Here is a 21059-nt window from a genome sequence, read left to right as displayed (position 1 = left end):
GGGCCGTTTCTCTGACGAAGATGCCGTCCGTCAATTCATTTCGACAATCGACCAGTCCGTGCGTCGGGCCGCTACCGCTCCTGCGCAAGTCGGACTGGATGACAGGGTGCAAATGCGCCAATGCGTCGCTTCCTCCGCCTCGCCGCCGACGAAGCGAGGCGTCGTGTCGCCACGGATGGAAAGATCGAACTCGAAATGGGCCGGTGGCAGGATAAAGCCGGTGCCGAGAGCTTTCAAGCAGGCCTCTTTGCGCGCCCAGCTTTCAAAGAAGACATTTTGCCGTTCTGTATCGGGCAACGCGGTGAACTCCGCGCGCTCCCGGGTGGAGAATACGTCGAGCGGCATACTCTCCTCGATTGGGCGGAGTTGTTCTACGTCGATGCCGACCTCGAAACCGCTCGAGATTGCGAGAGCTGCTGCGTTCTCGCTGTGACTGAGGTTGAAGCAGATCCTCCACCCAGGAGGCTGGCTCGTGCAGAAAGGTTTGCCATCCGAACCATAAGCTAGGGCGACCTCCCGCGGTGATAGCCCGAGATAGCGGCTGAGGAGCCGCCTGAGTTCGCCGCGTCCTGCCACGAAGCGACGGCGATGCCGTTCGAAGCGGAATTTGTCGGCGCGCTCGCGCTCTTGCGCCGATAGCATTTCCCAGTACTGGTCAACATCACCACTGCAGACATCGAGATCCCACTGCCAGACATGCACTTCTTGCGCAGAGGGCGGTGTAAGGAGAGAAGAGGACATTGAGAGCCTGGATTCGACTGGCGCTGGGGCTTCCTGATTCTACAGGATCAACATCAGCGGGCGGCGTGCCCCCTGATGTTGATCAGTCTTCAACCGCGACCCGTCGATCGCAATTTACGCGGGATTGTTGGGCAACCCACGGAACGTTGCGGGGAGACCGTTTTACGATTCGTCACAGCGTATCGCGCCGCCAGTTGCCGCGACGGCGCTGCACGGCTTGCGTCGCTCGAACGAGCGCAAGTACGTTGCGACAACGAACTCGAATCATGGCTTGCCGGTCGCGCCGAATCTGCTGGCGCGCAACTTCATCGCGATAGACGGGCTACATCACCTACGTGGCGGCGACCGAACGCTGGCTTTCCCTAAGAGCACTTCATTCTTGACGTATCTGGTCGTCGCCATCGACCTGTTCAGCAGGCAGATGATGAGCTGGTCGATGCACCCGCGCACGAGGGCTTAATCCGACATTGAACTATGTCAGCACCATGTTGTTCGAGAAGAACGGGGTCGAAACTCAGTATTGGAAAGCGATTTGACAGCATTTATTTTGTAATTCGTAAAATATTGGAATGGCAAGTGTAATTAATCTGCCTGCCAGGTGAAACCGGATATTTTTTATTTGTGTGAGGATTTTTTCGAAATTTAGATTCGAGGTGTGGGATGGGGCGTGATTGTGATGATGTCTATGGTGTTAGTGTGATAATTCCGCACTACAATAGCCCTGATTTGCTTTGGGTGGCTATAGAATCAATATCTAGCCAGACAGTTGTTCCGCGAGAAATTATTGTTATAGATGATGCATCGGGGTTGCAGTTCGAGTTGCCGAGTCATTGTGGAGATGAGATTGCATTGCGTTTGATTCGCGAGACCGTGAATCGTGGGGCGGCGTGGTGTCGAAACAGAGGCATTGAGGAAGCTACCGGTGATCTGATTGCTTTTGTAGACGCGGATGACCGATGGCTTCCGAACAAGCTTGAACGATGCATCGCGGCGTTCGGCCCCAAGCCTCCTGAGAATGAAGCGAAGGTGTTGTTCAGTAACGTGATGCTAACCGACGGAAACCGGCGCACGGTGGGCAACCGGTCTCCATATCATGGTCAATCGATGCTTGATTTCATTTTATTGGAGGGAGGGTATATTCAAACTTCTTCTATCATGATGTGGCGTCATCAATATCCGTTAATTAGCTTCGATGCATCTTTGCGTCGTCATCAAGATTGGGATTTTGCCATTAACGCTGAAATGGCTGGCTGCGTATTCATATATTTGCACGATCCGCTGGTGGAATATTCTTTGAGTGGGGGTGCCAATAGAATATCGGGGGCGACTAATAGTGAGCCAAGTCTGGCGTTTTTTGAAAAATATAATAAATTTATGTCAAATGGGCATGTTTCTTCATTGGTGTTTAATGTTCTGATTTACAAGAACCTGAGTATTGTCTTAAGGCTTAATATCGTCGGAAGAATAATATTGAGGGAGATAAGAATTCCGAGCAAGGGGTGGGTGTTGTCGTTTGTGCGTTTGGTTATCGGAAGGGGTGGTGTGAATTTAATAAAACAGGTGAGGCGGAAAATTCAGATTCCGAGGTCGTGACCGCTGCCGTGAGGCGCGGCGACGCGATCGCAACGCTGAATCCGGTGCTACGGGGCTGGACCGCGTACTTCCGGCTAACGGAGGTCAAAGAACGCGGCCAGTAGGCAGTCACACGTTCATTCCTGCAACGGGTACTCGCCTGATGGCTGCGTCCGGGGACAGGGGCGTCCCCCTGCGAAGCAAGGATATTGAAGTCAATATTCGACAGGCATGATGTCGGCTTCGCTGCGGCGCCTGACGAAAGACGAACTTTACCGCCTAGCTCGCCGTCTCGGCTTGTTGCAGGCGCGGCAGCAGCCGGTCGAACTCGCGCTTCACGAGCCCATAACATTCGCATGCGCGCGATTCCAGCGCCTTGCGGTCGAGCACTTTGATATGGCCGCGGCTGTGATGAATCAGGCCTTCGTCATGCAGCTTGCCCGCTGCTTCGGTGATGCCCTCACGGCGTACGCCAAGCATATCCGCGATCAATTGCTGCGTGACGGTCAACTCGTTTGAGGCGACGCGATCGATCTCGATCAGCAGCCAGCGGCACAACTGCTTGTTCAGCGAATGATGGCGATTGCACGCGGCTGTCTGTGCCACCTGGGTCAACAGCGCATGCATGTAGAGCATCATCAGACGGCGCACCAGGTCGGAGCGTGTGAAATGCTGGCGGAGCGCTTGCGCTGTCATACGGTAAGCGAAACCGGCACTTTGCACCTGCACGCGGTTAGGCATGGTTTCGCCACCCGTCAATACCGGAACGCCTGTCATACCTTCTCGTCCAACCGCAGCAATTTCGACCGAGCTACCGTCTTCCATTGTCGACAACATCGAGATGATCGCGGTGGTCGGAAAATAGACGTGATGGATACGTTGCCCGGAGTCGCACAGGAGTTGCTCAGTGCGCAGATGAACGAGTTCGAGATGAGGGGCCATTGCTTGCCACTCGTAGGAGGGCAGTGCGCCAAGCAAATGATTGCCGTGCAGATCGGATTGAAGTGTGAGCATGATTGGTCCTCGCGCGGAGCCGCGTGAGGCAGCCCCCTGATTTTCTACCCGTCGCTGCGTCCGTGTCGTGCTGCCGCCTGGCGAGCGGCTATGGATACGCAGTGCGGGCCCCGTATGGCCTTTGTGCGCCGACGTTGTTTTGGGTTGTGTACGCTGGCGCTCGTGTTGCGCTTCTCATTTAGCGAGGATTGTGCCAGTGAGGTCGGAATCGAGCACTGGTGCGGCGCAGCGAAGCAAACAATGACGTGTCGCGCTGCAAAATATGCGTTTTTGTTTCAGTTCTGCACCAGGCCCCCGCCTGCCCGGTTCCTCGCCGGAGGTATTTTCCTGGCCCAAGTCATTGATCGGATTGGGATAGCACGTGTCAGACAGGTGGCGGCGCGGCGCGAATCAACGCCTGGACGCTAGCTGGACGGGCATCAAGCCCGGTCGTCCAGGATGGTTCAGAAATGATTCAGATGTGTTCCACGGGTTGAGTGGGCTGACGCACGGAAGCGATTTTTGGCGAGCTATTCGATGTCGACGCAACCTTTTCGGGGTGGCCGGAAAGAAACGTATAGAGCGAGGTTTTATGCGCGTTCCGGGCCAGTTGGGCGGTCCAGCGGATAGCGTCAGCGGTGGAAAAACGGTGCGTCAGTATTGATTCCGCCCACCTCGCGTTCGGGTGCGGCTTCTGTATCGTCCGCTTTAAACGGCGCCCGTGGGATCGTTCCCGGACACATAACGCGCGTTGCTTCGGCGATTAGTTGCCAGCCGCCAGCCGCCAGCCGCCAGCGGTCGCTCCGAGCGTCGCCGTGAGGCGGGTGTGGTGGCGTTCAATAGGGCCTTGATTCTGCAGACGGAACACTTGCGACCAGGTCCGTGCGTTGGCTGGATCGCGAAGTGTCGCAATTGTGACGCCATGCGTGCGCGGGCCGAAGCAGCATGCGTAGGTCAAGTCGAAGAACTGTCTGAGACAGTCGGTGGCGCTGATGCACTGTTTACTGCGCGGCGTGAGGCCGATCGTGCGGGTTGCCGATGCAACCTTGATCAACTCTGTTGCTCTGACATACGAGCTCACGTTGCGCTCGCGACGGTGCGCTTGCGCACCGAGTTTGACAGGTTGGCCGGCGTACCTTGCGTGCATGGCAACGGCCAGCTTCTGTCGAATCGCTGGGGAAATCGTGATCAACTGGAAAACGCTCGAATTCGAACAGTGCACGGTACGTGAGTTGTATCTGATCATGCGTGCACGTAGCGCGGTATTCGTTATCGAACAGTCACATTTGTGTCTCGATGCCGATGGGCGCGACGAATGCGCACTCCATATTTTTGCGGCCGAAGATATATCTCGCCCGATGCCCATCATTGCATACGCACGGGTCCGGCCTGGCGATACAGAGTACCCGCAGGTGGTGCTTGATAAGGTGCTGACAAGTCCGGCGAGGCGCGGCGACGGCACGGCTGAGGTGTTGATCGAGCGGGTTCTACGGGCGACGGCGGAGCGCTGGCCGGGAACCGTTGTACGAGTGAATGCACCAGTCAGCCTGTGTGCCTTCTACGAACAGTTCGGCTTTCGCAAGGTAGAAGGGCCGTTCCTCGACTACGGAGTGCTATCCGTCGGTTTGACATGCAGGGCGCGTAGCGATCGTGCGCCGCTGGCCTGCGGGCGGCGCCAGCGTGGCATATTGCCGGACGTTTGTACGTTCGAGAAACTGTAACTTCGCTGGGTTGGCTCGCATCCGGCGTGCCGTCTGGATACCATCCGTTCACGGCCTGTTCAGTCAGTTAGGAATATTGATTAATTTCAATGTCTGAGCGTAATCCATGGATGAGTGAAAGTTGCGTCAAAAATCCTTCAGGGCGTTCCAGTCGATGAACGCTTAGCACGCCAGCGTGGCAGTGTTGGGGTGCGAACAGATATAGGCCGCTGATGCATGCTCCAATCAACATGTAATGCTTGCTGTGCCGGGTTCAATCCTCGTTGCGAGGGGCCCGGAGTCTTCTGCATTGGGAGAGATTTGAATGAACGATTTTGCATTGCCGGTCACGCAGCAGGCGCTGGCACACGAGGCGCTGGCGTATTGCACCGTCCAGCCGGTGATTCTCGCGGGTGGCTCGGGCACGCGGCTATGGCCGCTGTCGCGCGAGCAAAGCCCCAAACAACTGATCAGCCTGTTCGGTGACGAGTCGCTGCTCGAATCGACAGTGCATCGGCTAGACCGTCTGTTTGCGTGGGAGCCCAACACGCACGGTGCACCGCGTTTCGAGCGGGCGGCGCCCATTGTCGTGTGCGGCGCCGAACTGCGCCTCGCGACCGTCGAACGGCTCGAGCGGTGCGACGGTGGGCCTCGCCTCCTGCTTGAACCTTCGCCGCGTAATACCGCGCCCGCGCTGACGCTCGCCGCGCTCGCCGCGCAAGCCGATATGCCGGACGGCCCGGACCCCGTGCTCATCGTGATGCCGGCCGACCACATGATTGCTGATAACGCCGCGTTCGTCGCTGCTCTCGCGCAGGCTGTGTTTCATGCCGCGCAGGGCGCGATTGTGACACTCGGCGTGCCGCCCGAGCGGCCGGAAACGGGCTACGGCTACATCCGCACCGGCGTGCCGGTCGGGCGGCAGGGGGCGCGTGCGATCGATGGCTTCGTCGAGAAACCGGATCGAGAACTGGCCGAGCGATATGTCGCCAGCGGCGAGTACTGGTGGAACAGCGGCATTTTCATTGTGCGTGCTTCGGTGTGGCTAGCTGCGATCGCGCGTTGCTGTCCCTTGATCGCCTCGACATGCGCGGAGTCGTTTGCGCGGGCGTCGCTTGACGGCGCCGGCGCACTTCATCTTGATCGCGCTGCTTTCGATGCATGTCCCTCCGATTCGATCGATTACGCAGTGATGGAGCATCTTGGTTCTGACATGCGGCTGACCGGTGTAGTCGTGCCCCTGGTCGCCGGCTGGTCCGACGTCGGTGCATGGGATGCGGTCTGGCAGTTGTCCGAGAAGGACTCCGATGGCAACGTCGGCCGCGGCCGGGTGGTGTTCGAAGGCTCGACCGACAGCTTCGCGCATTCGGACGGCCGACTGGTCGCATGCGTTGGCGTGACAGGCGTCGTGGTGGTTGAAACGGCGGATGCGGTGCTGGTCGCCGCGAAGGAACGCGTGCAGGAGGTGCGCGCAATTGTCGGCCGTCTGAAAGCGGAGCATGGTGCGGAAGTCCATGAGCACCGCAAGGTCCAGCGGCCCTGGGGCTTTTATGATTCGATCGACCGCGGCGAACGCTTTCAGGTGAAGCGCATTGTGGTGCAACCGGGTGGCCGGCTCTCATTGCAGATGCACTTTCATCGCGCCGAGCACTGGGTGGTGGTGCGCGGCACGGCGCGTGTCACGCGCGGCGAGGAATCCTTTCTGCTCTCGGAGAATCAATCGACCTATATTCCGCTCGGCGTCACGCACCGGCTCGAGAATCCGGGCAAGACGCCGCTGGAAATCATCGAGGTGCAATCAGGCGGCTATCTCGGCGAGGACGACATCGTGCGTTTCGATGATCAGTATGGCCGCGGCCAGGAGACCGGCAAAGCAGGCCCGGGCATTTCCAGCTAGTAACCCACAGAAGTCGGCCGGCGAGCCGGTTGGCCGCCGGCCCATTCCCCACCTCGTGTTGCGGATCAGACAAATCGATTCACTACGTGCGTCTTCGCACTATGCAAATTTTGCAACGCAGGCACGCTTGATACGCAAGCTTTTGGCCCGTCAAAACATGCGGCGTTACATGAACGAAACAATTCTTCAGAGGGATAACCCTCTCAGGACGTTTCCCAACTGGCGCAACCGTTTCGAAGCTAGCAACGTATCGTAAAAGAACAATTACACCTACATAAAACGACACATGAGGGCTGCTTGATCAACAGGCTACGCGGGGGCAAACACCGCTTCGGGGAGAGTATCAAAATGGAACAGGCAAACAAGGATCGATCGCTGGTCAGCAAGGTCATGGATGGACTCGTGACCGGCATCGTGGAAGAGAAGTATGGCGCCATCCTGCCACCGCAGGATGTGCTGTCCAAGGAGTTCGACGTCAGCCGCACCGTCATGCGCGAGGCGCTGTCGATGCTGCTCGCGCGCGACATGCTGGACGTGCGGCCGAAGATCGGCACGCGCATCCGGCCGATGAGCGATTGGCGAATGATCGACGAGGACGTCGTGAACTGGCGTTTTCGCGCGAAGCCCGATCCGCTGTTTTTGCGCGACGTGATCGAGTTCCGCATCCTGATCGAACCGCGCGCCTCGGCGCAGGCGGCCGCGCGGGGTAGTGCGGCCGACATCGCGGCGATTCGCGAGGCCTTCGACGCGTTCCGCGCGATCCGGCCGGGCGAATCCGGCTATCAGGCCGCCGACGAGCTGTTCCATGCGCGCATCGTGGTGGCGAGCGGCAATCAGTTCTTCAAGCAGATGGCGGCCATCATTCGCGGCGCGCTGTCGACCGTCAACCCGATCGTCAATCAGAAGGACGGGATGTGGGAGAAGGCCGTGAGCACGCATCAGCGCGTGGTCGAAGCGATCGAACGGCGCGATCCGAAGGAAGCCGAAATCGCCTCGTTGGCGATGATCGACTACACCGCGGAAGAGATCGGCAGCAGCTTTACGTCGGAACCCCCGGTGCGCTGAGCACGGCCGCTACGGCGGCGACGGAGGTGCTTTCCTGCGAGGGGACCTTGCATAACGAACGGCGCGACAGCATGCCCGCGCATGCGCGCGTGGCTTGCGTCACAATAGCGCCTGTTCTGAACTGCACGGACTCGAAGGAACGATGACAATTGCAACGCAGGAAACCCCCGCGGGCGGCACGATTCGCTGGGGGATCGTCGGGACGGGCCGCATTGCCCGTCGCTTCGCTCAAGGGCTCACTCATGTGCCGCAGGCGTCGCTGAGCGCACTGTGGTCACGCCGCGCCGAACCGGCCATGGCCTTCGCCGCGGAATTCGGCGGCGACGTGTGCGCGAGTTTCGACGCGCTGCTCGCGAGCGGTATCGACGCGCTTTATATCGCCACGGTCCAGGACAGTCACGCGGATTACGCGATCGCCGCGCTTAAAGCCGGTCTGCACGTGCTGTGCGAAAAACCCGCCACCATCAACAAGCCGCAACTCGAGCGTGTGCTCGAGGTCGCGCGCGCCGAGCAACGGCTTTTCATGGAAGCCATGAAGCCGCCGTTTTATCCGCTCTACAGAAAGTTGCGCGCGCATCTGGATGTCGAACCGATCGGCGAGGTGGGTCTCGTGCGCGCCGGCTGTTCGGTGCCGGGCGTGCCGGACGATCATCCGTCGCTGTCGTTCGAGCATGCGGGCGGCGCGCTGCTCGATATCGGCGTCTACGAGATGTTTCTCGCGGTCGACTGGCTCGGTGCCCCGCGTGAGGTGCAGACGCTCGGGCGGCTCGGTTCGACCGGCGTCGACACATTCGCGAGCCTGAACAGCCAGCATGAACGCGGTATCTCCCAGTTGTTCTGCGGACTTGATCTGCACGGCAAGGGCGACGCGTTGCTGATGGCCACGAGCGGCCATGTCACGATTCATGAACCCTGGTGGAATCCGTCGCGTGCGACGATCCGCTACGGCGACGGTCGTGTGGTCGAGCTCGACGAGCCGTTCGAAGGCGGCGGTCTGAACTACGAGACCGCGCATTTCTGCGAACTGATTCGGGCGGGGCAGATTGAGAGCCCGCTGATGCCGCACAGCAAGTCGCTGCAGATGATCGAAATGGCCGATGCGGCGCGCGCCGCGTTGGGGCTCAAGTTCGCCGGGGAGTGAGAGTCCGTCGCTGCGTTGCTTTCCGCGGCGGTGGTACGATTTGCGCGGGCACGTGGACTCGACAAAAAAGGGCCGCGTACCCACAGCTTTCGATCACCTTCCACTGGAGCCGCCTGCGATGCGCATGCTTGGAAAACTGTGGCGCGACAACAAGAGCCTCGTCGCCTTTCTGTTCCTGATGGTGCTGTTCCGCAGCGCAGTGGCCGACTGGAACGTCGTGCCGAGCGGCTCGATGTTGCCGACGATTCGCGAAGGCGACCGGATTTTCGTCGACAAGATGGCCTACGATCTGCGCGTGCCGCTCACCCATATCACGATCGCGCATCTGCACGATCCGCAGCGCGGCGACATCGTCACGATCGATTCTTCGGCCGCGCATGAATTGATCGTCAAGCGTCTGATCGGCTTGCCCGGCGACAGCGTCGCGATGCGCGAAAACGTGCTGTACGTGAACGGTGTGCGGGCTGATTATCAGCCGCTGAAACTCAAGCCGCTGCCGGGCGATGCGACATCTCCCGGCGACTATCTGACTGAACGCTTCGACGGCGTGACGCACACGGTGCGGCTCGCGCCTGACGCGCCGAGTCCGCGCAATTCGTTCGGCCCTGTGGTCGTGCCGCAAGGCGAGTATCTGATGCTCGGCGACAATCGCGACAACAGTGCCGACTCGCGTTACTTCGGCTTCTTTCCGCGCAAGGAACTGATGGGCCGCACGCGTCATGTCGCGTATTCGCTCGACCCGGACGACTACTACAAACCGCGCTTCGAGCGCTTCGGCGCACCGCTGGATGCGGCGTCGCTAGCCGCCAGCCGGTAGGCCCGCGCGGCATCGTTACGGGTTCAGCTGGGTTCAGTTCACTTCAGTGACGTGACGGCAGCGCCAGGCGCTTTTCGTACCAGTGCTGCACCCACTCGAGCACCTGGCACAGCACCCAGTAGACCGCGGCGGCCGCGAGGTACAGCGGCAGCGGCTGATAAGTCGACGCGATGATCTCCTGCGCGCTGCGCAGCAACTCGGTCACGGTGATCACCGACACCAGCGACGTATCCTTGATCAGGCTGATCAAACTGTTCGACAGACTCGGCACGGCGATGCGCAAGGCCTGCGGCGCGATCACGTAGCGCAGCGTCTGGCGGCGTGAGAGCCCGAGGCTATAGGCGGCCAGCCACTGGCCGTTGGGAATGCCGAGAATCGCGCCGCGCATGCTCTCCGACAGATACGCCGCCACGTTCGCCGACAACGCGATGACGCCCGCAGGCGTGGGGTCGAGCGAAATGCCGAGGCTCGGCAAGCCGTAATAGATCACGAAGATCTGTACCAGCAGCGGCGTACCGCGGAACACGCTGACATACACACGCGCGATCCAGTTCAGCGCGCGGTTGTGGCTGACGCCCATCACCGCGAGCACGGCGCCGGCAATCAGGCCGAAGATCATCGACAGAACCGCGAACTTGACCGTCAGGACGGCGCCCTGTGCGAGCACAGGAAGCGATTGGACGAGCAGGGAAGTGGTGGACATGAGCGGTGGGTAAGGTTGGCGCGCAGAGTACGCATGGGCGCACATGATAGACAAAAGCGAAGGGCGGCATCGGCGACGATGCCGCCCTTCGTTTCATCCAGCGTGCGTTACTTGATCGGCTTGCTGACGTCGATGCCGAACCATTTGTCCGAAATCTTCGAGAACGTGCCGTCGGCTTCGAGCTGGGTCATCGCGTCGTCGATCGCCTTGGCGAATTTCGGGTTGCCCTTTCTGAACGGGATGCCCGACGGGTTGCCCGCGCCGACCGTTGCACCCGTGCGCAGCGGCAGTTGCGAGTTCTTCATCAGATACGCAAGCATCAGGCGGTCGTTCAGCGCCGCGTCCAGACGGCCGGAGGCCAGATCGCGCAGGTATTCAGGCGCGCCCGGATACGTCTTCACGTCGATGCCCGGCACCGACTTCGCCATGTCCATGTAGTTCGTGCCCAGACCGACGCCGAGCTTCTTGCCCTTCAGATCGTCGAGCGATTTGAACTGGCGCGTGTCGTCTTTACGCTGGATCAGTTGTGCGGCCGAGTACGTGTACGCCGGCGAGAAGTCGAGCGCCTGCTTGCGTGCGTCCGTAATGCCGACCTGGTTGACGATCACATCGAACTTGTTTGCCTGCAGACCGGCGATGATGCCGCTCCACTCGGTCGTGACGAATTCCGGCTTCACGCCAAGCTTGGCGGCAACGGTCTTGGCGATGTCGACGTCATAGCCCACCAGTTCGCCCGACGGCGCTTTCGAATTGAACGGCGGGAAGGTGCCTTCCAGGCCGATGCGCAGCGTGCCGCGCTGTTTAACCTGGTCAAGCAGGTCGTCCGCATGCGCGGTGATCGCAGTAAACGACGCGCCGATCAGGCCGGCGACGAGCATCTTTTTCAGCAAGCCAAATTTCATCGAGTTCCTTTTTGTTCGTCTGGCGTTTTAACAGACGAAAGCATAACAAAGCAGACTATCGAAACCTAAATACCGTTTGTTTATGTCTATATTACGGAGACGGGGCGGGGGCGGCTTAGCGCAGCGCCTGCGCGCATTCGGCCACCAGCGCGGGTCCGCGGTAGATGAAGCCGGTATAGAGCTGCACCAGCGAAGCGCCTGCCGCGAGCTTGGCGCGCGCATCTTCGCCCGAGAAAATCCCGCCCACGCCGATGATCGGCACCGTTTCGCCGACTTCGGCGCGCAGCTTGCGGATCACTTCGTTCGATGCGTCGAACACGGGCTTGCCTGAGAGGCCGCCGGCTTCGTCGCCGTATTGCATGCCAGTGACGGCGGTGCGCGACAGCGTGGTGTTGGTGGCGATCACGCCCTCGAACTTGTGGCGCAACAGCGTATCGGCGATCGATTTGATCTGTTCGTCGTCGAGGTCCGGCGCGATCTTCAGGGCGAGCGGCACCAGCTTGCCGTGCATGTCGGCGAGACGCTGCTGCTTGTCCTTGAGCGCCGCGAGCAGCGCGTCGAGTTCGCCCGCGCCTTGCAACTGGCGCAGATTCTTCGTATTCGGCGACGAGATGTTGACCGTCACGTAGCTCGCGAACGGGTAAACGCGTTCGAGACAGTACAGATAGTCCTCGGCGGCGCGCTCGATCGGCGTGTCGGCGTTCTTGCCGATGTTCAGTCCGAGGATGCCGCGATAGCGCGCGGCCTGCACGTTCTTGACGAACTGGTCGACACCCGCGTTGTTGAAGCCCATCCGGTTGATCACGGCATTCGCTTCGGGCAGGCGGAACATGCGTGGGCGCGGATTACCCGGCTGGGCGCGCGGCGTGACCGTGCCCACTTCGATGAAGCCGAAGCCGAGCGCCGCCAGACCGTCGATGCACGCGCCGTCCTTGTCGAGACCCGCGGCAAGTCCGACCGGGTTCTTGAACGTCAGCCCCATTACGGTGCGCGGCGAATCCGGCACGCGTGGCGCGAGCGCGCTTGCGAGGCCGGTGCGGCCCGCGGCGCCGAGCGCACGCAAAGTCAGGTGGTGAGCGTCTTCCGCGTCCATGCGAAAGAGTTGGGCGCGTACGAGCGGGTAGAGGGAACTGAACACGGGACGAAGCCGGGCGGCCGGAAAATGGGAACCCGCCATTTTACCGGCTTTAGGGCGTTAATGAGACTAACGGGGAGGGACTGACGTGGCCAGGTTGTGCACGTTATGGCTACGTTATTGCCAGGTTAAGGCCGCAGCGGCCCGCGCCTGCCCTGAATCGCCAGATCGACCGGCGGCAGATCGATGCTGGCTGGATCGAGCACCTTCCAGACACCATCGATCAAACCTTCGAGCGGCCGGAAATTCGCCTTGTAGGCCATCTTCGGACTCTCGCGAATCCAGTAGCCGAGGTAGACGTAGGGCAGCTTGAGGCTCCGCGCCTGCTCGATCTGCCAATAGATGTTGTAGGTGCCGAAGCTGGTGTGCGGCAGACCCGGCTCGAAGAACGTGTACACCGACGAGAGCCCGTCGCCGAGGATGTCGATCATGCTGATCATGCGCAGAATGCCCGGCGCCGACGGATGGTCCGGCAGCGGCTCGCGGAATTCCACTAGCCTCGAGTTGATCCGGCTCTGCAGCAGGAACTGTTCGTACTGGTCGCGGCTGTCGCGGTCCATGCCGCCGCCGGCATGCCGTGCCGACTGATAGCGCATATAGAGCGCGTAGTGCTCTTCGTCGTAGTGCAGCGGGGCGACCGTTGCGATCAGCTCGCCGTGCTTCTTCCAGACCCGGCGTTGCGTGCGGTTCGCCTCGAAATGATCGACTGGCACGCGCACCGGCACGCAGGCGCGGCAGCCATCGCAATACGGGCGGTAAGTGAACACGCCCGAACGACGGAAGCCGGCTTTGACGAGGTCGGTATAGACGTCGGAGTTGATCAGGTGACTGGGCGTGGCGACTTGCGAACGCGCGATGCGTCCATCCAGATAACTGCAGGGATAGGGCGCCGTTGCATAAAATTGCAGCGCTGAAAGGGGAGAAAGAGGCAGCTCGTTGGGATGAGTCACGTTGGCAGCTCTCGTCGAAGCGTCTCTGGTATTGCAAACCCGGCGCCTTGCGGTTTGAAACCCGCGGCTCGTGACCCGCGGCTCGGTAGGCGACGGATCCGGATTCGGCCTGATTCTTCCTACGCCGCCGGCGCGACGACATCGCGCAAGACGGTCTTGTCGAAACGCCAGGGAATCGGCGGTGCGTCGACAGACGCGCGAACATGCGCGATGAACGCTTTGCGCGCTATCTCGCGACCGCCCAGCGACGCCAGATGCGACGTGTTCTGCTGGCAGTCTATCATTTCTATTTCGTGACAGCGCAAGTGTCCGACAAGCGCGGCCAGCGCCATTTTCGACGCATCGGTGACCTCGGCGAACATCGATTCGCCGAAGAACATCCGGCCGAACGAAACCCCGTATAAACCGCCTACGCGCTTGCCTTCGAACCAGGTCTCGATGCTGTGCGCATCGCCTACCCGGTGCAGAGACGAATACGCTTCGACCACGTCCGCGGTGATCCACGTGCCGCGCTGGCCGCGCCGCGGCGCCTGCGCACAGGCGCGCATCACGGCGGCAAAATCATGGTCGACGCGGATTTCCCACGCGTCCTCGCGCAGCACGCGCTTGAGCGTTTTACGCAGCGACGGCGAGAGTTTGAACTCGGCAGGGCGCAGGATCATGCGCGGATCGGGACTCCACCACAAGACCGGCTGACCGTCCGAATACCATGGGAAGATGCCGCGCCGATAGGCGTCGATCAGCCGCGACGGCAGCAGGTCGCCGCTGGCGGCGAGCAGGCCGGGTGCGCCGCTTGCCGCGCCGAGCGCGCGCTCGACGGAGGGAAACGGATCGTCAGGTCCGAGCCAGGGAACCATGCGCGCCGCTCAACCTTCGCGCAGCGAGCGGAAGATGTCGCCCGTGTGCAGGCCGTAACTACCGGCCGCACGGTCGGCGAAAAAGAAGCGCAAGGTCTGGCCGACGGTGGGGAAGGCGATCTCGTCCCACGGAATCTCGTGTTCCTCGAAGAGTTTCACTTCGAGGCTTTCCTCGCCGGCTTCGATGTCGAGGTCGAGCAGGCGCGCCATATAGAACAGATGCACCTGATGCACGTGCGGCACGTTCAGCAGCGAGAACAGGCTCTGCACCTCGACGCGCGCGCCGGCTTCTTCCAGCGTTTCGCGCGAAGCCGCTTCGGCGGTGGTTTCACCCATTTCCATGAAGCCTGCCGGCAGCGTCCAGTAGCCGTAGCGCGGTTCGATCGCGCGACGGCACAGCAGCACTTTGTCGTCCCAGACCGGGACGGTGCCGACCACGTTGCGCGGATTCTGATAATGCACCGTGCCGCAACTTCCACACACGAAGCGCTCGCGGTTGTCACCCGGCGGAATGCTCAGGCTGACGCCGTGGCCGCAGACAGAACAGAATTTCATAGGAAGGGGACGAGAAAGGGTGATGGGAGTTTATCACTGGGGCGAGCTTTCTCGGGAGCCGACCATGGCGGTGCGCGCCAGTCGGTGAGGGGTGGGGAGACTTCGCTGATCAGGCGCGGGTAGACGCGACGGTATTGCGAATACCGCAGAGGAAAAATGCGGATATGTTTGGAGTCCGGATCAACGAGTGCAAAGCACGAGCGGGCGTGTGAGCGCGCGCAATCTCGAAGCGGAAAGCAGGAGGCAGAAAACAAAAAAGGCCTGCCGGTTGGGCAAGCCTTTGAAGTTTTTTCGACGTCTTCGAACCAATTTAGTGCTACTTGGTTGCGGGGGTAGGATTTGAACCTACGACCTTCGGGTTATGAGCCCGACGAGCTGCCAGACTGCTCCACCCCGCGTCCGTCGAAGAAAAGATTATAGAACAAAGCGGAGACCAACGCAATAGCTAGTTAAGGAGCGACTTCAATACGCATCGCTGGGGTGTGGACCTTAAAGCGGAACGCCAAAGCGCAGCAGCCTCCAAAGTCGCGGCATGAATTGCCGGCGTCGTATGCCGGAAGGCCCGCGTAGCGCGCTGCGCTAGAATCCAGGTTCTCTTCGCGCGCCGGGATGCATGTGCAACGGCCTGCGCTTCACTTCTTACCTTGTTCAGAACTCCATGGATATCGCTCACGATCTACAGGTGATTGCCGCTCAGGAACAAGCGCTGGTGTTCCCGCAATTCGATACCGACCGCGCATGGCAGATCGGCGCCTATCTGCACGAAGTCGCGAAAGCACGCGGCATTGCAGCGGCTATCGACGTGCGCACATTCGGTCAACCGCTGTTCTTCAGCTTGCTCGCAGGCGCGACGCCGGACAACGTCGACTGGGCGCGTCGCAAGGGCAACACGGTTGCGCATTTCCGCCGCAGCTCGTACGCGATCGGTTTGAAGATGCAACAGGCGGGCAGCACGCTCGCCGACAAGCACGGCTTGCCGGTCACGGAATATGCGTCCCATGGGGGCGCGTTTCCATTGACGGTGGCGGGCGCCGGTGTGATCGGCTCGATCACGGTGTCCGGTTTGCCGCAACGCGCCGATCATGAGCTGGTGGTGGAAGCGCTGTGCGCGCACCTCGGCCACGACTACAGCAAGCTCGCGCTTGCAAAGGCCTGAGGCGATGCGGATGCCTCCTTATGCATTGCTCGCTATTGCGATCGTTGCCGAAGTCATCGCGACTTCCGCGATGCGGGCCTCGGAAGGTTTTTCGCGGCTGCTCCCCGCAGCGGTCGTGGTGGTCGGCTACGGCATCGCGTTCTATTGCCTGTCGCTCACGCTGAAGACTATTCCGGTGGGCATCGTCTACGCCGTGTGGTCAGGCGCCGGCATCGTGCTGATCACGCTGGTCGCGGTCGTGATGTACCGGCAAGTGCCGGACGTGCCGGCCATCATCGGACTCGGGCTGATCATTGCCGGGGTCGCCGTGCTCAATATGTTCTCGAAGATGCAGGCGCACTGAGCGCCCACTGAGCGTTACTTGCAGCGCACGATCATCGAACGGTTTTTCACGTTGGCCGAGACGACGTTCGTGACGCTGCCGCCCGCGGTGCCGCCTTCGTCGTTGTCTTTCGACACGATGTCGTAGCCGGTTGCGCCACATGCCTTGCCGGCCTGCACGTAGCAGGAAGCCCAACTGGACGCGGCGTCGGCGCCGCTGCAGTTCACCGCAAAGCCGGTCTGGCCGTTCGGCAGATTGATCAGCGAGGTGGTGTTCGACGATGCGCAGCCGGTGAGACCCGCGCCGAGCAGCACAGCGGCGGGCAGCGCGGCAGACAGGGAAGCCCTGCGCACGAGAGCAAGCGCGGCGCTGCTGGGTCGGAAGCGGCCGGAGCGGCGCAGTTGCGTCATGAAATGCATCGTGATGTTTCCTTTCAAATAGGTATCGAGACTCGCCACGCACACCGGCGGTGTGCCCACAAGGTTAAGGCGTTTCGATCGTGATGCCTGCCGCGCGGACCATTTGGCGGCTTTCCGAGCCGCTTTCGGTCGCTGCGTCTTCCCAGATGCTAATGGCTTTAGGAATGTCGATGCCGTGGCTTTCGGCATAGGCAAACCAGGTGTTTGGCGCATCCGGCTCAGGCAGTTCGTGGTTCTGCAGAAAATATTTTCCCATACTGTGCTCGTTGACCTCGAAATGGCGTCATTGCGTCAGCACGGATCGTGCCGGTGAACCAGTTCGACAGGGGTAGTCGGCACAAGTGCAATCCGGTGTGTCGATTTGCATCCGTAGCTTACGGGCATGGGGCGCGCGCCGTTGATCGGGCAGGCGCTGGAGGGTGGACCGCGGTCCAGTCGCGCGAGTACCATATCGGGCATATCCGGGGGCGGCCGGTTCTCCCCGGTGTCCATTTCCTGCCGGATCCTCCTGATGAGGCGACCATGGAAATTCGGTTTCCCGCGGACGCGCCCGCTTACCGCGACTCCAATCTGACGGTGGTCTTTCGCGCGCTTGTGGACGGCGAACCGGTGCCGTGCGCGATCTCCGTCGAGGCGCTCGAAGACCACTTCGGCGCGTACACCGAGGATCTCGACGGCTGGATGCGCGCGTTCGACGCCGGGCGTCCGCGCATCGAGGCGGTTGCGCGCGAACATTTGCAGATCAGCAATGGCACGCCTGTCCTGCTCAAGAGCGGCCACTTTCCGCCCGGCAATATGGCGGGCTGATCCTGTTCGTTCGCACACGCACGAATCACGCGCTTCACATCCGCTCGCTTGCGAAAGCCGTCCACAACGACAATCAGGCGGTTTTCGCGGCGTCCCGGTGCGTGTCCGTATTCACCGATGCCGCTGCGCGCGCGGCGGCGAACGCTTGCCGGATACCGTCTTTGTACGAGGTTTTGGCGATCGGGCCGATCAACTGTGTCAGTGCCGAGTCGTCGAGCACAACCGGCTCGGTCATCAGGTAGTTCATCTCCACCAGTTCTCGCATGATCGGATTGAAGAGGCCGAACACGCGCAGCAGCGTCTTGCCGGCCACCATCAGTTTCGGCTCGCGGCCCGCCAGCGCATAGGCCTGTCTCGCCACTTCGCGCTGCGTGATCGTGCCCGTGCCGGCCAGATGCCACCAGCGGCCGTACGCTTCCGGCGTACGTGTGAGTTTCTCGACCACCGGGCCGATATCCGGCAGGTAGATGAATTCGTGCGGCACATCGACCGGCCCGATTACCTGCGCGCGCTTGCCGTGCGCCGCGCCCTCGAATATGCCGTTGATCAGGCTGCGTTCGATGCAGTGGCCGTAGAAATCCGGCAGGCGCAGCACCAGGGTCGACAAACTGGTCGACCCGCTCGCGCGTCCGTGTGCCGCCAGCACCAGTTTTTCCTGCTCGAGCCGCATCTTGCCTTTGAACGTATGGGGCTCACGCGGATGATCTTCGTTAATCGGATTGCTGCGCGCGCGGCCGTACGGATACACAGTGCCGATCAAAATGAAGCGTTCGACGCCTGCCGCCGTCACGCCGTCGAGGGTTTTTTGCATGAGCGGCGGATGGGAGGCGAACTGATCGTAGGGCACGCCCACCAGGTAGATCACCGTCTGCAAACCGGCCGCAGCGGCGCTGATCGAAGCCGGGTCGTCCGGATTCCACGTGACGATTTCCGCATGCGGGTCGTGGCCGAAGGCCGCCTCGAGCGGCGCGCGCGAGCGGCCGACTACCCGATAATCCCGGCCCGCCGCGCTCAGCGCCGCCCCGGTGATTTGACCGGCGGCGCCGGCAGCACCGAATAAACCCACTTTCCCTGTAGCTTGCATGAACGACTCCTGAAGACGGCGCCGCATCGCGCCTGGATGAGCTTGTCTGACCGATGAGAATTTAATAAACACTGTTCAATAAACGGTGTTCAGTTTAATTTGACTTTTCAGTTTGTCAAGCCGAAAATGCGCGGCATGGGAATCGTCGAACGAAAAAGCCGTCAGAAACAGGCGCTGCGCGAACGCATCCTCGATGCAGCGCGGCGCATCGTGATGCGCGAAGGCTTTGCTGCGCTTTCGATGCGCAAGATTGCCGACGCCATCGAGTATTCACCCGCCACGCTGTACCTTCACTTCGCGAGCCGCGATGAAATTGCGCAGGCCTTGTGTGCTGAAGGTTATGCGCAATTGCTGGCTACCTTCGTGCCGCTCGCGCAGATCGCCGATCCGGCTGAACGCCTGAAGGCGCTCGGGCGTGCGTATGTGGCATTCGGTGTTGCGCATCCGGAAACCTACCGGCTGATCTTCATGGAAGACCCGAGCTACACGGGCGCGGCGCTGGGCGGGGCGGCTGGTGCGGCTCGCAAGGGTGTGGATGGGGCGCTGGCAGCGGTCGTGGATGCAGGCGCTGGTGCCGCGAACGAAACGGCGGAGGCTACGGTCGCTGGGACAGCCGCAGCAGGAACAACCGCCTCAGGAAAAGCGAACCTCGCGCCCGCGAAATCAGACGACGACCCCGGCGATGCCGCGTTACACATCATGCTGCGCGCGCTCGAAGAGTTGAAAGCAGCAGGGCGCTTGTCTGCATCGATGGACGTGGCCGTGTGGGCGGAGGCGTTCTGGGCGACCCTGCATGGCATCGTCGCGCTCAACCTCACATGCCCCGTGTTTCCGAGCGCGCCGCTGGATACGGTGGTGGGCGTCGCGCTTGATACCTGGCTAGGTACGCAACCCGCCGGGCAACCGCAAGGCGCCGCAAAATCCACGCGTGCCGGCAAGAAAAAGTCCGCTGAAGCGCCAGCGCAATCGCACTCCGAAGCGCACGCAGAATCGCCCGCTGAGACGGGCGTCAAACCCGCCACCAAGCCCAAAGCCGCGAGCGCGTGATAACGTTCAGTTCCGGTTCATTTCGCGCCATCGCGCCAAGCTCTCCATGTCTATTTCCGCCTCGCCCGCCGTCAGCGACGAAGTCGCGACTTACGTAGCCAACGGCATCGGCTTCATCGAACTGGAAAGACCGAAGGCGCTCAACGCGCTGTCTACCGGCATGATTCTCGCGATGCACGCGGCGCTCGAGCAGTGGCGCGAAAATCCCGACGTGCTTGCCGTAGTAGTGCGCAGCCAGCATCCGCGCGCGTTTTGCGCGGGCGGCGATGTGCGCTTTCTGTACGAGTCGGCGCAGCGCGGCGAGCATGATGCGCGCGATACGTTTTTCACCGAGGAATACCGGCTCAATCACGCGATTTTCACGTACCCGAAGCCGTATATCGCCTTGACGAACGGTGTCGTGATGGGCGGCGGCATGGGGATTTCGCAGGGCGCGCATCGTACCGGCGGCCTGCGGGTGGTGACAAACTCGACGAAGATGGCGATGCCGGAGACCCGCATTGGCCTCTTTCCCGATGTCGGCGCGAGCTGGTTTCTGGCGCGCACGCCGGGCGCGCTCGGCCGATATCTGGCGGTCACAGGGGAGACGATCGGCGCAGCAGACGCCCTCTACGCAGGTCTCGCCGACGCCTATATCGACGACGCGGCATTGCCCGCGCTAGTCGATACATTGCGCAGCGAGCCGTTTGAACGAGGTGCAGACGTGGTGGCGTGTATCGAGCGTGAGGCCGCCAGGCATCAGGTCGCGCCGGAGCCCGACGCTTCACCGCTCGCGAGCACGCGCGCGTTGATCGATCGGCATTTCGCGTTACCCGACATGACGCGGATTCTCGCGTCGCTGGAGCAGGAACGCGAGCACGGCGGCGATTCTGCCGATTGGGCTGAGCAGACGATTGCCGTGTTACGCGAACGTTCGCCGTTGTCGATGGCTGTGTCGCTGGAAGTGGTGACGCGCGCGGAGGGTTCGATGGCCGACGTGCTGCGCGGCGATCTCGATCTGACGCGCACGTGCTTCGCGCATGGCGACACGATTGAAGGGATTCGCGCACGCATTATCGACAAGGACAACGCGCCGCGCTGGCGTTTTGCACGCATCGAAGACGTGAGCGCCGCCGATGTGGCGAAGATGTTCGAAAGCCCGTGGCCGGCAAACGAACACCCGTTGCACGATCTGCGCGGTTAAGCAGGCACCAGTA

23 protein-coding genes and 1 tRNA gene are annotated in these 21059 nt (G+C 61.3%); 12 read left to right on the top strand and 12 right to left on the bottom strand.

Features of this window, described 5'->3' with window-relative positions; all coding sequences use genetic code 11:
- Window positions 1-30 precede the first annotated feature (30 nt).
- Entirely contained in the window at window positions 31-741 is a 711-nt protein-coding gene (locus KHO30_RS17495) for a 4'-phosphopantetheinyl transferase family protein (protein ID WP_200620424.1), read from the bottom strand.
- 660 nt (window positions 742-1401) lie between these two features.
- Between KHO30_RS17495 and KHO30_RS17490 the strand changes: the two genes are divergently transcribed.
- Entirely contained in the window at window positions 1402-2334 is a 933-nt protein-coding gene (locus KHO30_RS17490; protein ID WP_211701677.1) for a glycosyltransferase family 2 protein, read from the top strand.
- Entirely contained in the window at window positions 2241-2438 is a 198-nt protein-coding gene (locus tag KHO30_RS39760; protein WP_408287719.1) for a group II intron maturase-specific domain-containing protein, read from the top strand. The genes KHO30_RS17490 and KHO30_RS39760 overlap by 94 nt, the downstream gene beginning before the upstream one ends.
- Window positions 2439-2592: 154 nt before the next feature.
- On the opposite strand, the gene KHO30_RS17480 is transcribed toward KHO30_RS39760, so the two are convergent.
- Window positions 2593-3327 carry a Crp/Fnr family transcriptional regulator gene (locus tag KHO30_RS17480; RefSeq protein ID WP_200620428.1) on the bottom strand — a complete coding sequence of 245 codons (735 nt, stop codon included), beginning with the start codon at window positions 3325-3327 and terminating at the stop codon, window positions 2593-2595.
- Window positions 3328-4493: 1166 nt separating this feature from the next.
- Between KHO30_RS17480 and KHO30_RS17475 the strand changes: the two genes are divergently transcribed.
- From KHO30_RS17475 to lepB, 5 genes are all read left to right on the top strand, one after another.
- Window positions 4494-5027: a GNAT family N-acetyltransferase gene (locus tag KHO30_RS17475; RefSeq protein ID WP_200620444.1), complete on the top strand. Its 534-nt coding sequence runs from the start codon at window positions 4494-4496 to the stop codon at window positions 5025-5027.
- Window positions 5028-5331: 304 nt separating this feature from the next.
- On the top strand, window positions 5332-6903 hold the full coding sequence (locus tag KHO30_RS17470) for a mannose-1-phosphate guanylyltransferase/mannose-6-phosphate isomerase (RefSeq protein WP_211701676.1): 1572 nt from the start codon (window positions 5332-5334) through the stop codon (window positions 6901-6903).
- A 348-nt stretch (window positions 6904-7251) separates the two neighbouring features.
- On the top strand, window positions 7252-7968 hold the full coding sequence (locus KHO30_RS17465; RefSeq protein ID WP_093632559.1) for a FadR/GntR family transcriptional regulator: 717 nt from the start codon (window positions 7252-7254) through the stop codon (window positions 7966-7968).
- A gap of 142 nt (window positions 7969-8110) precedes the next feature.
- Window positions 8111-9109, top strand: coding sequence for a Gfo/Idh/MocA family protein (locus tag KHO30_RS17460; protein ID WP_211701675.1), 999 nt, complete (start codon window positions 8111-8113; stop codon window positions 9107-9109).
- A gap of 118 nt (window positions 9110-9227) precedes the next feature.
- A complete protein-coding gene (gene lepB, locus KHO30_RS17455) occupies window positions 9228-9926 on the top strand; it encodes a signal peptidase I (RefSeq protein ID WP_211701674.1) in 699 nt (232 codons plus the stop codon).
- Window positions 9927-9969: 43 nt separating this feature from the next.
- On the opposite strand, the gene KHO30_RS17450 is transcribed toward lepB, so the two are convergent.
- From KHO30_RS17450 to KHO30_RS17420, 7 genes are all read right to left on the bottom strand, one after another.
- On the bottom strand, window positions 9970-10629 hold the full coding sequence (locus tag KHO30_RS17450; protein ID WP_054034600.1) for an amino acid ABC transporter permease: 660 nt from the start codon (window positions 10627-10629) through the stop codon (window positions 9970-9972).
- A gap of 107 nt (window positions 10630-10736) precedes the next feature.
- Window positions 10737-11531, bottom strand: coding sequence for a cystine ABC transporter substrate-binding protein (locus KHO30_RS17445; RefSeq protein WP_211701673.1), 795 nt, complete (start codon window positions 11529-11531; stop codon window positions 10737-10739).
- 115 nt (window positions 11532-11646) lie between these two features.
- Entirely contained in the window at window positions 11647-12624 is a 978-nt protein-coding gene (locus tag KHO30_RS17440) for a quinone-dependent dihydroorotate dehydrogenase (protein WP_234486872.1), read from the bottom strand.
- Between the two features lie 170 nt (window positions 12625-12794).
- On the bottom strand, window positions 12795-13616 hold the full coding sequence (locus tag KHO30_RS17435; RefSeq protein WP_200653635.1) for an arginyltransferase: 822 nt from the start codon (window positions 13614-13616) through the stop codon (window positions 12795-12797).
- 119 nt (window positions 13617-13735) lie between these two features.
- Window positions 13736-14473: a leucyl/phenylalanyl-tRNA--protein transferase gene (gene aat, locus KHO30_RS17430; RefSeq protein WP_054034598.1), complete on the bottom strand. Its 738-nt coding sequence runs from the start codon at window positions 14471-14473 to the stop codon at window positions 13736-13738.
- A gap of 9 nt (window positions 14474-14482) precedes the next feature.
- Window positions 14483-15028, bottom strand: a complete 546-nt coding sequence (locus KHO30_RS17425) for an NUDIX hydrolase (protein WP_093632565.1) — start codon at window positions 15026-15028, stop codon at window positions 14483-14485.
- Window positions 15029-15349: 321 nt separating this feature from the next.
- Window positions 15350-15426 (bottom strand) — tRNA-Met (locus KHO30_RS17420).
- A gap of 260 nt (window positions 15427-15686) precedes the next feature.
- Here KHO30_RS17420 and KHO30_RS17415 point away from each other — a divergent pair.
- Together KHO30_RS17415 and KHO30_RS17410 are read left to right on the top strand one after the other, a co-directional pair.
- On the top strand, window positions 15687-16184 hold the full coding sequence (locus tag KHO30_RS17415) for a heme-degrading domain-containing protein (protein ID WP_211701672.1): 498 nt from the start codon (window positions 15687-15689) through the stop codon (window positions 16182-16184).
- Between the two features lie 10 nt (window positions 16185-16194).
- Window positions 16195-16527, top strand: coding sequence for a DMT family transporter (locus tag KHO30_RS17410; protein ID WP_372450030.1), 333 nt, complete (start codon window positions 16195-16197; stop codon window positions 16525-16527).
- Between the two features lie 14 nt (window positions 16528-16541).
- On the opposite strand, the gene KHO30_RS17405 is transcribed toward KHO30_RS17410, so the two are convergent.
- Window positions 16542-16925 carry a hypothetical protein gene (locus KHO30_RS17405; protein WP_200620432.1) on the bottom strand — a complete coding sequence of 128 codons (384 nt, stop codon included), beginning with the start codon at window positions 16923-16925 and terminating at the stop codon, window positions 16542-16544.
- 64 nt (window positions 16926-16989) lie between these two features.
- Complete coding sequence (locus KHO30_RS17400) at window positions 16990-17181, bottom strand: hypothetical protein (protein WP_211701671.1); 192 nt, start codon at window positions 17179-17181, stop codon at window positions 16990-16992.
- Between the two features lie 266 nt (window positions 17182-17447).
- Between KHO30_RS17400 and KHO30_RS17395 the strand changes: the two genes are divergently transcribed.
- Window positions 17448-17732 (top strand): DUF1488 family protein, encoded by a 285-nt coding sequence (locus tag KHO30_RS17395; protein ID WP_200620433.1) that lies wholly within the window; start codon window positions 17448-17450, stop codon window positions 17730-17732.
- A 73-nt stretch (window positions 17733-17805) separates the two neighbouring features.
- Here KHO30_RS17395 and KHO30_RS17390 read toward each other — a convergent pair whose 3' ends face one another.
- On the bottom strand, window positions 17806-18816 hold the full coding sequence (locus KHO30_RS17390; RefSeq protein WP_211701670.1) for an NAD-dependent epimerase/dehydratase family protein: 1011 nt from the start codon (window positions 18814-18816) through the stop codon (window positions 17806-17808).
- 135 nt (window positions 18817-18951) lie between these two features.
- Here KHO30_RS17390 and KHO30_RS17385 point away from each other — a divergent pair, with 135 nt between their 5' ends.
- Both KHO30_RS17385 and KHO30_RS17380 read left to right on the top strand, forming a co-directional pair.
- The gene (locus KHO30_RS17385) at window positions 18952-19863 is read left to right on the top strand and encodes a TetR/AcrR family transcriptional regulator (protein WP_211701669.1); all 912 of its coding nucleotides are present in this window, start codon (window positions 18952-18954) and stop codon (window positions 19861-19863) included.
- Window positions 19864-19909: 46 nt separating this feature from the next.
- Window positions 19910-21046: an enoyl-CoA hydratase/isomerase family protein gene (locus tag KHO30_RS17380; RefSeq protein WP_200620436.1), complete on the top strand. Its 1137-nt coding sequence runs from the start codon at window positions 19910-19912 to the stop codon at window positions 21044-21046.
- Window positions 21047-21059: the final 13 nt, after the last annotated feature.

The sequence above is a fragment of the Paraburkholderia aspalathi genome (genome assembly GCF_905220735.1).
Lineage (GTDB): Bacteria > Pseudomonadota > Gammaproteobacteria > Burkholderiales > Burkholderiaceae > Paraburkholderia > Paraburkholderia aspalathi.
This window is presented reverse-complemented; position numbering and strand designations above follow the sequence as displayed.

What these genes read in the sequence shown, in the direction of transcription:
- KHO30_RS17400 (WP_211701671.1), bottom strand. Translation starts at nt 17,181, where the DNA reads ATGGGAAAATATTTTCTGCAGAACCACGAACTGCCTGAGCCGGATGCG.
- KHO30_RS17385 (WP_211701669.1), top strand. Translation starts at nt 18,952, where the DNA reads ATGGGAATCGTCGAACGAAAAAGCCGTCAGAAACAGGCGCTGCGCGAA.
- KHO30_RS17425 (WP_093632565.1), bottom strand. Translation starts at nt 15,028, where the DNA reads ATGAAATTCTGTTCTGTCTGCGGCCACGGCGTCAGCCTGAGCATTCCG.
- KHO30_RS17440 (WP_234486872.1), bottom strand. Translation starts at nt 12,624, where the DNA reads ATGGACGCGGAAGACGCTCACCACCTGACTTTGCGTGCGCTCGGCGCC.
- KHO30_RS17390 (WP_211701670.1), bottom strand. Translation starts at nt 18,816, where the DNA reads ATGCAAGCTACAGGGAAAGTGGGTTTATTCGGTGCTGCCGGCGCCGCC.
- KHO30_RS17450 (WP_054034600.1), bottom strand. Translation starts at nt 10,629, where the DNA reads ATGTCCACCACTTCCCTGCTCGTCCAATCGCTTCCTGTGCTCGCACAG.
- KHO30_RS17395 (WP_200620433.1), top strand. Translation starts at nt 17,448, where the DNA reads ATGGAAATTCGGTTTCCCGCGGACGCGCCCGCTTACCGCGACTCCAAT.
- KHO30_RS17410 (WP_372450030.1), top strand. Translation starts at nt 16,195, where the DNA reads ATGCCTCCTTATGCATTGCTCGCTATTGCGATCGTTGCCGAAGTCATC.
- KHO30_RS17480 (WP_200620428.1), bottom strand. Translation starts at nt 3,327, where the DNA reads ATGCTCACACTTCAATCCGATCTGCACGGCAATCATTTGCTTGGCGCA.
- KHO30_RS17460 (WP_211701675.1), top strand. Translation starts at nt 8,111, where the DNA reads ATGACAATTGCAACGCAGGAAACCCCCGCGGGCGGCACGATTCGCTGG.
- KHO30_RS17465 (WP_093632559.1), top strand. Translation starts at nt 7,252, where the DNA reads ATGGAACAGGCAAACAAGGATCGATCGCTGGTCAGCAAGGTCATGGAT.
- KHO30_RS17405 (WP_200620432.1), bottom strand. Translation starts at nt 16,925, where the DNA reads ATGCATTTCATGACGCAACTGCGCCGCTCCGGCCGCTTCCGACCCAGC.
- KHO30_RS17445 (WP_211701673.1), bottom strand. Translation starts at nt 11,531, where the DNA reads ATGAAATTTGGCTTGCTGAAAAAGATGCTCGTCGCCGGCCTGATCGGC.
- KHO30_RS17470 (WP_211701676.1), top strand. Translation starts at nt 5,332, where the DNA reads ATGAACGATTTTGCATTGCCGGTCACGCAGCAGGCGCTGGCACACGAG.
- aat (WP_054034598.1), bottom strand. Translation starts at nt 14,473, where the DNA reads ATGGTTCCCTGGCTCGGACCTGACGATCCGTTTCCCTCCGTCGAGCGC.
- KHO30_RS17380 (WP_200620436.1), top strand. Translation starts at nt 19,910, where the DNA reads ATGTCTATTTCCGCCTCGCCCGCCGTCAGCGACGAAGTCGCGACTTAC.
- lepB (WP_211701674.1), top strand. Translation starts at nt 9,228, where the DNA reads ATGCGCATGCTTGGAAAACTGTGGCGCGACAACAAGAGCCTCGTCGCC.
- KHO30_RS17415 (WP_211701672.1), top strand. Translation starts at nt 15,687, where the DNA reads ATGGATATCGCTCACGATCTACAGGTGATTGCCGCTCAGGAACAAGCG.
- KHO30_RS17495 (WP_200620424.1), bottom strand. Translation starts at nt 741, where the DNA reads ATGTCCTCTTCTCTCCTTACACCGCCCTCTGCGCAAGAAGTGCATGTC.
- KHO30_RS17490 (WP_211701677.1), top strand. Translation starts at nt 1,402, where the DNA reads ATGGGGCGTGATTGTGATGATGTCTATGGTGTTAGTGTGATAATTCCG.